This window comes from Streptosporangium sp. NPDC020145 (assembly GCF_040631275.1).
In the GTDB taxonomy this organism is placed as follows: domain Bacteria; phylum Actinomycetota; class Actinomycetes; order Streptosporangiales; family Streptosporangiaceae; genus Streptosporangium.
The window spans coordinates 17,842-30,370 of record NZ_JBEXZT010000047.1 but is presented as its reverse complement, the minus strand read 5'-3'; the positions used below and the strand labels follow the sequence as shown (position 1 = coordinate 30,370).

Here is a 12,529-nt window from a genome sequence, read left to right as displayed (position 1 = left end):
GCCCAGTCCTCCACCTTGATCACCCTCCAGAGTGACTGAAGGGGGGTCAGTTTTCGGCCGTCGCCACAGGGTCAGTTTTCACCCGTCGTCGACACTGGGACCATCCCCGCGTGCGCGGGGAGCACGGCGACGTGGCCGGACATCGCGGCGCCACGCTGGGACCATCCCCGCGTGCGCGGGGAGCACAGCTCGGCATCGCGGTACTGGGTGCTGGTCACGGGACCATCCCCGCGTGCGCGGGGAGCACTCGAGGACGACGGCGACGTAGCCGCCCTGCCAGGGACCATCCCCGCGTGCGCGGGGAGCACGAGAACGGGTTCGCGGCGTTGATGGATGACGCGGGACCATCCCCGCGTGCGCGGGGAGCACTCCACGGGGGAGGCAAGAAACGCCATGGGGCGGGGACCATCCCCGCGTGCGCGGGGAGCACCAGATCCACTACGAGCTGAAGTCCACCAACCAGGGACCATCCCCGCGTGCGCGGGGAGCACATCTCCGTCTCGTACTCCACCGAGATGAACCCGGGACCATCCCCGCGTGCGCGGGGAGCACGATTGCGGAGGCTGGAGAGCATCTCGTCCCGAGGGACCATCCCCGCGTGCGCGGGGAGCACGGCAGGCGGGACCCCGCGAACTGGTACCCGTCCGGACCATCCCCGCGTGCGCGGGGAGCACCGAGACCGGACGAGGCGGCGCTTCCGCTGCTCGGGACCATCCCCGCGTGCGCGGGGGAGCACTCAATCCTTCGTCTCTTGCGGGCGTAGATCGTGGGACCATCCCCGCGTGCGCGGGGAGCACGGCGGCGGTTCCGGTGAAGGCGAGCAGGTGGTGGGACCATCCCCGCGTGCGCGGGGAGCACCCGGCAACGAAGGCCTCGGCCACGGTCTACGCGGGACCATCCCCGCGTGCGCGGGGAGCACGACGTAATGAAACGAAACGTAACGTAACAGAAGGGACCATCCCCGCGTGCGCGGGGAGCACCCTTGACCGCCCGGTGGACTCCAGGCCAGTCAGGGACCATCCCCGCGTGCGCGGGGAGCACTGGACCAGCATGTCGATAAGCGCGACATAGTTCGGACCATCCCCGCGTGCGCGGGGAGCACCCTCGCCGACCTGCGGGGTTGTCGGCGAGAAGGGCGGAAATTCATCACTTCCATCGACTTGGACATTATGGATGTCTTGGTCATTGAAGACAGATGGTCGCAAAGGGGATCTGATGGTTCTGGATGGTTAGGGGCTGGGGTTGCGAAGTGGGCGGAGCTCCGTTCTGGGTTTGTGCTTCAGGGGGTATTTCGCTTTATCGCACGCTAGCTTGTGGTTGATGTCATCCTGGCGAACTTCATGATGTGTCCGAAATGTCCAAGTCGATGGAAGTGATGAATTTCCGCCCCTCCCGCCGACAACCCCGCAGGTCGGCGAGGGTGCTCCCCGCGCACGCGGGGATGGTCCCGGGAACTTCGTACGCGCCAGGTCAACGCGGACGTGCTCCCCGCGCACGCGGGGATGGTCCCCGTCCCCGATCCACCGCGCTGCGGGAAGTGCTGTGCTCCCCGCGCACGCGGGGATGGTCCCATCCGCGGCGAGCTGCAGCGGCGCCAGGCCGAGTGCTCCCCGCGCACGCGGGGATGGTCCCCGGGGGAAGGAAGGCGCTGATCGGCGCCTGCAGTGCTCCCCGCGCACGCGGGGATGGTCCCGGGGCGTCCAAGGGCAAGATGTCCCGGGAAGTGTGCTCCCCGCGCACGCGGGGATGGTCCCGGGAATCCGTCCGCGAGGTCGCTCCACTCCAGGTGCTCCCCGCGCACGCGGGGATGGTCCCAGCGCGCCGATGGCGTCGCCCCTCTGGCTGGGGTGCTCCCCGTGCACGCGGGGATGGTCCCTCGGCTGGCTCAGTCAGGAATGGGTGCGGATCGTGCTCCCCGTGCACGCGGGGATGGTCCCCGGCTCCCACCACCATGACCTGCCCAGCCCGAGTGCTCCCCGCGCACGCGGGGATGGTCCCGCGCCGCTGCCGGTGTGCGAAGGGCCGGACGTGTGCTCCCCGCGCATGCGGGGATGGTCCCCTGGTGGACGTGATCGAGGGCCGGGCGCCCCGATGCTCCCCGCGCACACGGGGATAAGCATGACTCGCATGAGGTTCTGCGCGTCTAACTGCGTGACAACGCTGGAGCACTCACCCAGACGTCCACGGACACCCACGGACGCATTGCCCTGGTTAACAAGGAACTTCGGCTACCCTACCTTTGGTGATCTTTGCTTCGCATCGAAGGGGTCAGGGGTTCGCGGTGCGCAGCTTCGGGATCTGCAGCTCCAGATCGCCCGCGGTAGTAGTTAAGGTGCGCGATCGGTGTCTGTTGCGCTGCGTCCGGCTTAGACCGCCTGATACTCCTCTTACTGCGCGAGGTACTGCGCTGCTTTGACTAAGACTTTGCCCCAGAACGTTGTGACGTCTAAAACGCCGTTCTCCAGGTAGCGCTGCATGATGTTGTCCTCGAGAGTGGGCGCAAGTGACGCCCCAAGTACCTCTATGACGAGGTCCTCCGGGAGCAGCCTCCGTGCGGCCACCCCCTTCCAGGTCCCGAGGACCCGACCAGCTGCTTCTCGCGTATCTTCACGCTCCAGCGCTCGCCTGAAGGTGGCGACGAGCCCGAACCGGTCGCGTGGGTCGGAGATGTCGGCTCCGTGCGGGCCGCATAGGGCGGTTATGCCGTCGTCGGTGGACGCAAGCCCCATAACGGCCACGATGCCCGCACGCTCGGTCGCCGGCTTGTCCAACCATCCGCCGATCACCGTGTCAAAGACGATTTGGCGGTGCTTCCCGGCCAGTGAGGTGAACGCCTTCGCGAGGATCTCGTTGTCGACATCCTTGGTCTTGAGAGCGGCCCGCTGAAGACGTACGAGAGCCATGGCAGGCGCCTTCTCGCCGAACACGCCGCCGCATACCTCGGCGACCAGTTCGACCAGCTGCTGCGGCGGGTTATTGGTCAGCCAGGTGTACAGGCGTGCGCGAATGTACGGTCCGAACCTCGGGTCGATGGCTGCGTTGGAGAGGGCCTGGGCCAGGAACGACCGGTTGTTCGCGAGGAGCACGCGCCGCAACCGTTTGATGATCTCGCCATCCCGGAAGTGCAGCGCCAGATCCAAAAGGGAGTCGATGACCCTAGCGGCGTCGTCGGGCGGCAGCTCTGCCGCCTGCTGCACGGACCACTCGGTCAGCAGTTGCCGGTACAACTGAAATTCGTCCCACAGATGTCGGCGTGCGGCGACTGCGAGGCCATGATGGTTGGGCGCCAAGTAGGCTCTATCCCCGCGCCGGACAATGTGGGCCTCCTCCAGTCGCTTTGAAGTGATGGTGTCGGCCAGCACGGCCGCCGGGCCCCGATTTTCGCCGAGCTTTACGCGCAAGGCCTCGGACATTTGAAGGATCGACAGCGTGCGTCCGCCGTCGCAGAGCGCTGCGGACCAGAGGAGAGTACGAGTACCGAGGGGCCTGGGAAATTTCTTCTCCAACCAGGTCTCCCAACCGCTGTACTCGTCGGCGATGTCCTCCGCCTTCAGACTGGTGGACTTCCTGATGATCTCGGCGAGTCGGGCGGCGTCCTCGGCTCGGGGCGAAGAGTCGAAAATCTTGGCCAGGGGCTCCTCGTCGAGCAGGTGAACACGGTCGTCGAGGCCGAAGGCGTCAAGCTGGCGCTCTACCAAGTCGCGGGCGTCCGGGGACGGCAGCGGCACGAGCACATGTTGCAGGTGCTGGGTCCACGGCCCGGCCCAGACGCGACCAGTCACCAGCACGACGAGGAAGGCCTCGCTCTCCCGCACCCAGGACCGCAACCCCTTGCCGAACTCCTCCGCGGGCTCTTCTGTCGCGTTGGAAAGATCGAGGACGTAGCCATGGCCGACCTTGGCTGGAGGCAGGAGACGTCGTTGCGGCCGCGCCCACGTGGGTTCCAGCTCGTGGAGCGCCTCGCGTGGAGAACAGTCCAGCAACTGCCGCAGGGCGGCGGTGTGGCGTCCGGTACCGGCGTCGCCGAGCAGGACCACGACTCGGTGTGTACGCAGCAGAAGATCGAAACGGTCCCATTCCTCACCGTCGGGAGCGATGAAGCGATTGTCCTCGCAAACCGCAAGCTCGTCGTCCGTGATCGCACGGACCTCGACCAGCTCCTCGCCGTAATTGTTGAAGTGCTGGACCCCGGCCACGAATGCCGTGGCTCTGTCACTGACAGAGACTTCTAGCGTCGTCATCGACTCTATCCTCGGCAACTCGAATGAACGGTGACGTCACCGACCGATGCGCAGGCCGTTGAACACCTGGTTTCCGGCGGCGGAAAAGACGGTTCCAGATTCGGAATTGGTGATGTTGATGGTCGTTGTCCTGGTCTCGGGGGCACTTAGGACCGCACGTGCGAGGTCGAGCCCGTACCTACGCAGCAATTCAGCGCAGATCATCTGCTGGTCAAGGTCGCCTGCCCGGGGCCCGACCTCCTGGGCCAGATCGTAGAGCCGTCCGAGGACGGTGTCCGCCGGCTGACCCGCGGCAGAGGCGAGGTCGGCGATCAGGTCGAGTTCCGCACGCCAGTCGCGGCCATCGCGACCGACCTGCACGGGCCACACGTGCAGGGCGGAGAGGATCTGGTGGGTCAGAGCTTCGGCTTCGAAGCGGTCATCGGTCGTGGCTGCGGTGGTCACACCGGTTACGACATGGTCGTGACGGGTTCGTAGGGCGGAGCGGGTGACCCCTTCGCTCAGCAGCCGACCGAAGGAGACCGCGTCCGGATGTGCGCGGGCCATGGTCGTCAGCTCGGCCAGAGCTTCCAAGTCGCTGACGGGGCCACCGGCCGCCAAACCCAGGAGTAGGCGTCCGTCCTTCAGCTCCTCCGCGTGGGAGAGGTACGCCTCGATTGCGGTCGACATCACCTTGACGAACTCCGGGTTGCCGCCAGTGATCGGCAGGCGCTTCTTGACCTGGATTTCGATGGTGGGACCCTGGCCTGCCGCGTCCGTTTCCACCACTATGTCGTCGAAGGTGTGACCGGCGACTCTCTGCTGGAGGGCGACGCGCTGGATGGGCAGCTCGATGCCGATCGGGACATGCGCCCGCCGCAACATTCGGCTCAGCAGCACGGCCGCGAGCCGATACTCGAAGATCACACCAGCGCCGCCCGTCGCTTCCGGGGAGACCGCACCACCAGACACCCAGACCACCCACCCGAACTCTTGGAAGTCACGCAATGATGAGAAGCATAAACGGGACTACCGACAGAACGTTGTGATGAGGACTGCTGGATGTGCGTCGGGTCCTTGAGGACGACCTCCTGCCATTCGTCACTGATCGCTGTTTGGGCTGGCCAGAACGGCATCCGTGGCGATTTCGCGACGTCACAACCCTAGCGCAGTTCATCCCGAGGTAACGGTCCAGGAGAGTCTGTCTTCCAATCGCTGATGCCACTCGAAGAAACCGCGGTAATAGTCGATCACATGATCATTGTGGCGGAGGTCGAACCGCAGGATAAAGGCCCGACTCCAGATAGTAGAATCAAGCTTTCTCGCCGTATATCCGGTTAACTCCACCAGTCTTGTTCAGGCAGCTTGAGCCACATGTCGGCATGGCCGTTGATCGATCGGGCGTCAGTCGGCCGAAGGCCTGCTCCGGCGAAGCAGTAGGCCTCGGCCTGGCGGTGGTAGAGGTAGGTGGCGAGGATCTCCTCTGCGGATTCTTCGGAGTAGACGCTGCCGCCGGGGTGGGTGTCCCATTCCTCGATGGCGCCATCATGGGCGATGGCACCCTGGTTGCCGCTCTTGGGATTGGCGAACAGCCCGTAGCAGACGGTGCCGACCGACAGGCGTTCTACGACGCCGGGGTTGGACGCGGCGTATTCACACGGCTGAAAGACGACGCATCCGCCGGGCACGTCGGTGACACCGATGACGGACAAACTGGCGTCGAGATCCGCCCAGGGATCCTCCATGATCTCTTCAACGTCGGCGTCATCAACCGGTACGGCCTCCAGGCGCCGCATCGCCTCGGCAGCGGTAATGCCAGCTACGCAGGCGAGGCTGTGACCGTCGTCGTCGAAGCGCCCCAACGCGGTGATCAGGCGTCTGGCCTCTGCCACGGCGGCGGCCTCGGTGGCGGACAGGCTAGCCTCCCCGTCAGGAAGAGTGAACAGATCGGGGGTGGGAGTGGCCAGGCTGAGCTGTCCGGGAGACCAGCCGTTCATCATCGGTCGCCACGGGTTTGCTCCGGCGACGATAAGCGCGCGGGCGTTGTCGGAGCGGTTGTTGAAAACGGCGAGCCAGAGTGCGGTACGACCTTCGTGTTCCGCATCGACGTCGTCGACGCGCTGGGTCAGTTCCGTGACCACCTCGGGTGAACCGCGCTCGGCCGCCTTATGAAGTGGCCGTCCATGGAAGGACGTCCCTGAATTCGGGTCGGCTCCCGCGTCGAGCCGGGCACGGACCAGGCTGAGGTTGGTCCAGCCGTCCCAGCCGATGCTGGACCATCCGGATCCATCGTTGACGACCATGGCCGCTCCTTGGGGGGATGTACAGGATGTATGACCGCCGATCATGGCGTACGAGGCCGACAGATTCAGGTCGCGGCCACAGCCGGTCCAGGAGGGGCCACATCCTCTGGTGATCGTGGTTATGTCGGCTGGCGAGAGGCTGGGCAGAGTCAGCCAAAAGTCAGCGGACCCGCTGACACGAGAGGGCAGCCGGGATCAACGGACGTCATCATCACGGCACCTGACAACACCAGATGGCATCCGTTGATCGGAAACGGTGCGTCCCACCGGGGTTCGCATCGAATCGAAGGGGTCAGGGGTTCGAATCCCCTCATCTCCACCGAGGGCCGTTCTTGAAACGGCTGGACTGAAGTTGACGGGATCCCGTCTGGTCATCGCGATCAGGCGGGATCTTGTCGTTTCAGGGGTTTCCGAATCGGGTTCGTCCTGGTTTGGGAGCTGCGGAGCAGGCGTCCGGGAAGGCCCAGATGGTGTCGGGCCGCTGGTGGAGGACCGAGATCCGGCCGTTGGGCATGGCGAAGCCGACGGCGAGTGGGCGCTGCGAGGAGATGGTGGGATTCGCGGCTTATGGGGCTGGTGGTGGCCTGCTCTGGCTTGGGGGTGGCGTGCCGTCGAAAGGATCGAGTGGAGTCTGCGGAGTGTCGGCGGGTATGACGGGCTCGTCTTGGGGTTGGCGGGTGTGGCGCCACTGGTCGAGGAAGTGGTCGTTGGCGACGGTGACGAGCAATGCGACCAGGATGGTCTGGGCGACGCGGCCGTGGGCGAGCCGGTTCTTGGGATCGCCGAGGTCGAGGTCGTGTCCCTTGAGTCTGCCGTTGATGCCTTCGGTGTTGGCGCGGACGGACTTGTAGGTCCCGATCCAGGCGGAACTCAGGTAGGCGAGGTCCTGGCGGAACTTGTCGAGGTGGCCGAGATCGTCCTTGCGGACGGTGATGGTGTGCTGGCTGCAGATCTTCGGCAGTTGGTCGGCCTTCAGATCAGGTTGTGGCGGCAGGACGCGGGATGGGCGGCTCGCTGCCGGGCGTCGGTCAGGTCGACAGCGGTGGGTCGGCTGGGTCCGCGCTGGTGGAGGCGGTCGAAGCGGGGCAGGTGACCGATGGGGAGGTGCTTGCTGCCGGGCACCGGTAGCGGACGGCGCCGTCCGCGTTCGCGCTCTGTTTGAGGCGCAGCAAGTACGGTTCTCGCGCGGCGATCAGCGCGGCGAGCTCTTCCGACGTGCTGCGCCGCCTGCGGGCCGTGGACGACCCCGACTACATCGGCCCGGGCGGCATCGAGGTGGGCACTGCATCGGGGGGATCCGTCATGATCGAATGGGGTGCCTACGCGGGCATCATGCGAGACGTGGTTCGCGATCTGCCGGCCGGTGCGTTGATCGCCGGCGTCAACTGGCACGCCACCTTCCTCTACGCCGTAGACGGCCAAGTGCGCGCCAGGTTCGATCCCATGTATCGCGGCTACAGCCCCATACGCCACCTGGACGACCAACTTCTCGACGGCGAGTACCTCGACATGATTCCCGGCTACCAGGATCCCGGCGACGGGTTCATCGACCGCCATCTCCAGGCTGCACTCGCCCTTGCCGAGCACCGTACCTGTGCCCGTCTGGAACCTCAGCACCTGCAGTCGATGCCCTTGTATGCGACTACTACTCGCCTGAGCATGGTGGCGCGCCAGAACCTGCCTGAGATCACCCCATGGCCCTACCGCGTCCGGGCCGTGCAAAAGTGCCTCGGCGGAGGCGGGGAAAGATCACTCTCTTGGCGGGAAGCGAAGCCGGGAGATGATCAACGTCCTGGCCCAGGTCTTGTAATCATATAATTGATTGATAATATTGGGCGCATGCCAGGAGATCGGGTCCCGGAAACGGACAAGGCGGCACGTACGAGGAAGCGCATCCTGGATGCGGCCCTGGACGAGTTCTCCGCCAAGGGGTACAGCGGCGCTCGCACCGCGGCCATCGCCAAGCGCGCCGGTGTCAATGTGCAGTTGATCTCCTACTACTTCGGCGGCAAGGAAGGTCTGCTGGAAGAGCTTCTGTCGAGCTGGCAGGAACGGCGCACGAAGCTGGTCCCGGCCAGCAAGGCCGAGCCGTTTCTGGAGAGCTTCCGCATGGTGTTGAACGCCACCTTGCGTGATCCCCGGCGGGCCCGTCTGGTGGTATGGCAGGCGCTCGGTGATTACCCCGGCGACACCGACGCGCTGGCGCAGGAATGGCGCACGGTGGCTGCCGCCGCCGTCGAGCAGACACGCGCCCGGCAGGCTTCGGGAGAGATCGGCGACGGCCACTCGCCCGAGTTCGTCGCGCTGCTTTCCTTTCTGCTCGCCTTCGCTCCGGTTGCGCTTCCGCAGGTGATCGAGGGGATCTACGAGGTGGATCCGTTGTCGCAGGAGTACCGGCAACGCGTGAGCGAGGATCTCTCGGCCTTTCTCGATGTACGGCAGGCGTGAGGCTCGTCCTCATCGATAAAATCATTCAACTGATTGAATATGGAGATCTCATGACCAGTGTCCTCGTCACAGGAGCCACCGGCCAGCAGGGCGGCGCCGTCGTCGCACGCCTCCTCAAGCACGGCCACGAACCCGTCGCTTACGTCCGCGACCCCGCGACCCCGGCGGCGGACGCGCTCGCCGCGCAGGGCATCCGCCTCGCGGTCGGAGATCTCGCTGATCGCGAAGCCCTCACCAGGGCGGCGAAAGGCATGGACGCGATCTTCGGGCTGACGGTTCCCTTCGGCGAGAACGGCGCCGCCGAGGAGATCGCCCAAGGCCGCGCCCTCGCCGACGCGGCGGGGGTGGCGGGCGCATACCTGGTGTACTCCTCGGTCAAGGGGGCGGCGAGCGGCGTCGACTTCACCGTCGAGCATGCCTCCGCCAAGCAGGTCGTGCACCGCTACCTCATCGAGCAAGGCACCACTTTCACGAGTGTTCAGCCGGCCTACTTCATGGAGAACGCGCTCAACGTGGGCTTGACCCGGCTGAACCAGGGTGTCTACGCCTTCCCGCTCTCTCCTGACCGCAAGCTCGACCAGGTCTCCGTGCTGGACATCGCCGGCATGGCCGTCCATGCGATCGAGAACCCCGCCAAGCTGTACGGGAGAGCGATCGATGTCGTCTCCGACAGCGTGACCACCCTGGAAGCCGCGCGGTTCCTGTCTGAGGCCATCGGCTCGCCCGTGCCGTACGAGAACATTCCCATTCCGATGATCCGCCAGTGGGCCGGGGACGAGATCGCCGACATGTTCCAGAGTTTCGAGGACAACCGGGCGCACACCGATATAGCCGCGCTGCATGCGGAGTTCCCGGAAGTGGGCTGGCACTCCTACCAGGCCTGGGCGCAGACCGTTGACTGGGACCAGGTGCTCGCTCAGCAGCCCAGCTGGGGCTGAACACCCTTCGATGAGGGCGGCGCTGAAAGTGGTCCTCAAGTTTCGCGCTACCGCAAGCCTCGCCCTGAGCAACCTCGCCTGGGAAGCCATCTTCCAAGGAGCCTAGCCGCCCAGGCCACACCCACTCGTGAACGCCCCACCCGGAGCCGTTCTTGAAACGGCTGGACTGAGGTTGACGGGTCCCGTCTGATCATCGCGATCAGACGAGATCTTGTCGTTTCAGGGGTCTCCGAATTGGGTTCGTCCTGGTTTGGGGCTGCGGAGCAGGTGTCCGGGAAGGGTCGGGTGGGCGGGTGACCGACGGGTCCGGAGTCACCACCCGGCAGTCACCCCAGCTCAGACTCACTCAAGGACAGCTCTTGGAGCAGGGTTCGAGGTGCAGTCTGCTGTTTCGTGAGTTGGCGTGCCTGTCTTACTTCGCGGTCGATTGCCCAGGCATCCGCCACTGGGCCCACGTGCCCGAGCTTGTCGGGGTTGATCACCGCGTGGATCGTCTGGATCCGCCCGTCGAGTACGTCGAGCGCCAGGATGTGGAGTACCTTGCCGTCTCGGCCGCGGAAGACCGCGCCCGGTTGGCCGTTGATCTCATGCGGCTCGAACGTCACGCCGATCAGAGCCATCTGGGGGAAGACGGAGGCAAGCAGCCGGGCCACGTTCTGGGCGCCGAAGACGGCCTTGGCCAGCTGCGGGGCTCTGCCTCCGCCGTCGCCGACCATCGATACGTCGGCGGACAGGAGTTTCTGCAGGCCGGCGACGTCGCCTTCGCGAAGGGCGTCGAAGAACCGCGACGCCAGTTCTTCCCGCGATTTGCGGGCCGCCTCGAAGCGGGGCCGGCCTGCGGCCATATGGCGCCGCGCCCGCACTACCAGCTGGCGGCACGCCGCCTCCGATCGCCCCACGGCCGACGCGACCTCGGAAAAGCCGAAGTCGAACACCTCACGCAGCACGAAGACCGCCCGCTCAAGCGGGGACAGCCGCTCCAGCAGCACCAATGCCGCCATCGACAACGAGTCGGCCAGCTCCGCCGACCGCTCCGGGTCGTGGTAAGGGTCGGCGAGCAGCGGCTCGGGGAGCCACGGTCCGGCGTACTCCTCCCGTCGGACGCGGGCTGAGCGCAGCACGTCGATCGAGATCCGACAGGTACGCCTTGGCCGACCTGGGCTCGGCTGGGGCGGCCTCGAAGCGCAGCCAAGTTTCCTGGACCGCGTCTTCGGCCTCGCTCACGCTGCCCAGAATCCGGTAGGCGATCGAGAACAGCAGCGGCCGCAGCTCCTGAAACTCCTCGGTCCTGCTCATGCCAGTTCCTCCTTGAATCCCTGCCGCCACGACGGGTAAAGCAGTTGCCAGCCGAGCTCCCGCTTGGCCTTGGCGTTGGAGAATCCGCGCCCCTCGGTCATCATCGTCACCGCCACCTGCCCGGTCAGCAGCCGCACCAGCCATGCGGGCACCCGCTTCGGCCGCTTCGCCTCCACGCACTTCGCCAGATACGGCAGCCACTCGCCGACCGCGGCCGGTTCGTCGTCCACGATGTTGAACACCCCTCTGGCCTGCTGCTTCACCGCCAGGACCGTAGCGCTCGCCGCGTCGTCCAGATGCACCCAGGAGGAGTAGCCGGTACCGCCCCCACCAGCGGAAACCGCCGCTTGCGGATGAGCTCGACCTGGTCGTCGACGGTCCCCGGCCCGTACAGACCGCCATGGCGTAGTACCGCACCGCCGGCCTCGACAACCGCCTCCTCGACATGACGGATCGCCGCCGCCTCGGCGTGCGCCACCGTACCCTCCTACGGATCCAGCGGGTCTTCCTCGGTCTTCACCCATCCGCCCTGCCGGATGCCGTTCCATGAGGCGTGGCCACCGTCTCACCGACCGACATCGCATCCAGGCCGTCCGTCACCACACCCTCCGCGCCCAGCTTCGCCAGTGACCACACCTTGGTAGCGCTCGTCGTCGTGGCCGTCACCTGGTGACCTAGCGCCACGAGCTGCGACACCAGTCGCTGCCCCAGGACCCCGCTCCCGCCTGCCACGAACACTCGCATGATCATCACTCTCCATGGTTGGCCACCGTCCCTGTGTCGCCCCCCTCAGCCGGTGAAGGACCAGAGGCCGAAGCGGCCCCACGCGATGAACGCCGCAACCGCGAGATAGACCAGGTTCACCACCACGAACGCGGATTCGCCACGTCGACCATGGGTGATCGCCGCGCCGATCATCAGCAGGATCCAGCAGAGCGCGGTGACCGGCACCAGAACCGGCACGATGCCGAGTACGGCAGGCAGGACCAGGCCCACCGCGGCCAGGAACTCCAGGGCCCCCAGGGTCTTGACGAAACCCGCGCCGATGTCTCCGGTCCACCCACCACCGGGAGAGGCGGCCAGTTTCTCCGTGGATACGAACATCTTGGTGAAGCCGCCGCTCAGCGCTACCACGGCCAGCAGCCCGGCAGCGATCCACAACGCGAGGTTCATCGTCTACTCCTCGATCGAGAATTGCCTGCATCGCCCTAGACGAGACAACAACCCCACCAGTGACATCTCCGAGCATCCGCGCGCGTACGGCCTTGTCGGGCGCGTCCCCATCCCGACCTTCGCCGGAGGCGATGATCCTGATCCGGCGACT

General features: G+C 66.0%; 9 protein-coding genes, 2 pseudogenes and 2 CRISPR repeat arrays. Of the genes and pseudogenes, 3 read left to right on the top strand and 8 right to left on the bottom strand.

Annotated elements, in window-relative coordinates; translation table 11 throughout:
- Nucleotides 1-96: 96 nt before the first annotated feature.
- Nucleotides 97-1,102: direct repeats of the CRISPR family, unit length 28 nt; unit sequence GGACCATCCCCGCGTGCGCGGGGAGCAC.
- 318 nt (nt 1,103-1,420) lie between these two features.
- Nucleotides 1,421-2,120: a CRISPR direct-repeat array (repeat unit 29 nt; unit sequence GTGCTCCCCGCGCACGCGGGGATGGTCCC).
- Nucleotides 2,121-2,274: 154 nt separating this feature from the next.
- The 4 genes and pseudogenes from ABZ463_RS40115 to ABZ463_RS40100 all read right to left on the bottom strand — a co-directional run.
- Nucleotides 2,275-2,358: pseudogene (locus ABZ463_RS40115) on the bottom strand (transposase); the annotation flags it as partial.
- 29 nt (nt 2,359-2,387) lie between these two features.
- Nucleotides 2,388-4,241: a hypothetical protein gene (locus ABZ463_RS40110; protein WP_362785089.1), complete on the bottom strand. Its 1,854-nt coding sequence runs from the start codon at nt 4,239-4,241 to the stop codon at nt 2,388-2,390.
- Between the two features lie 36 nt (nt 4,242-4,277).
- A complete protein-coding gene (locus ABZ463_RS40105; RefSeq protein WP_362785086.1) occupies nt 4,278-5,228 on the bottom strand; it encodes a hypothetical protein in 951 nt (316 codons plus the stop codon).
- A 329-nt stretch (nt 5,229-5,557) separates the two neighbouring features.
- On the bottom strand, nt 5,558-6,523 hold the full coding sequence (locus tag ABZ463_RS40100; RefSeq protein WP_362785083.1) for an ankyrin repeat domain-containing protein: 966 nt from the start codon (nt 6,521-6,523) through the stop codon (nt 5,558-5,560).
- Between the two features lie 1,158 nt (nt 6,524-7,681).
- On the opposite strand from ABZ463_RS40100, the gene ABZ463_RS40095 reads away from it, so the two are divergent.
- The 3 genes from ABZ463_RS40095 to ABZ463_RS40085 are packed head-to-tail and all read left to right on the top strand — an operon-like array spanning nt 7,682 to nt 9,909.
- Nucleotides 7,682-8,341, top strand: a complete 660-nt coding sequence (locus tag ABZ463_RS40095; RefSeq protein WP_362785080.1) for a hypothetical protein — start codon at nt 7,682-7,684, stop codon at nt 8,339-8,341.
- Nucleotides 8,342-8,362: 21 nt separating this feature from the next.
- On the top strand, nt 8,363-8,971 hold the full coding sequence (locus ABZ463_RS40090; RefSeq protein WP_362785077.1) for a TetR family transcriptional regulator: 609 nt from the start codon (nt 8,363-8,365) through the stop codon (nt 8,969-8,971).
- A 50-nt stretch (nt 8,972-9,021) separates the two neighbouring features.
- Nucleotides 9,022-9,909: an NmrA family NAD(P)-binding protein gene (locus tag ABZ463_RS40085; RefSeq protein WP_362785075.1), complete on the top strand. Its 888-nt coding sequence runs from the start codon at nt 9,022-9,024 to the stop codon at nt 9,907-9,909.
- Between the two features lie 326 nt (nt 9,910-10,235).
- On the opposite strand, the gene ABZ463_RS40080 is transcribed toward ABZ463_RS40085, so the two are convergent.
- From ABZ463_RS40080 to ABZ463_RS40065, 4 genes and pseudogenes are all read right to left on the bottom strand, one after another.
- Nucleotides 10,236-11,030, bottom strand: a complete 795-nt coding sequence (locus ABZ463_RS40080) for a sigma factor-like helix-turn-helix DNA-binding protein (RefSeq protein WP_362785072.1) — start codon at nt 11,028-11,030, stop codon at nt 10,236-10,238.
- Nucleotides 11,031-11,103: 73 nt separating this feature from the next.
- Nucleotides 11,104-11,205 (bottom strand): annotated as a pseudogene (locus ABZ463_RS40075) (sigma factor); the annotation flags it as partial.
- Nucleotides 11,202-11,507 carry a hypothetical protein gene (locus ABZ463_RS40070; RefSeq protein ID WP_362785070.1) on the bottom strand — a complete coding sequence of 102 codons (306 nt, stop codon included), beginning with the start codon at nt 11,505-11,507 and terminating at the stop codon, nt 11,202-11,204. The pseudogene ABZ463_RS40075 and the gene ABZ463_RS40070, both read right to left, overlap by 4 nt.
- 487 nt (nt 11,508-11,994) lie before the next feature.
- Nucleotides 11,995-12,378 carry a DoxX family protein gene (locus ABZ463_RS40065; RefSeq protein ID WP_362785068.1) on the bottom strand — a complete coding sequence of 128 codons (384 nt, stop codon included), beginning with the start codon at nt 12,376-12,378 and terminating at the stop codon, nt 11,995-11,997.
- Nucleotides 12,379-12,529 lie beyond the last annotated feature (151 nt).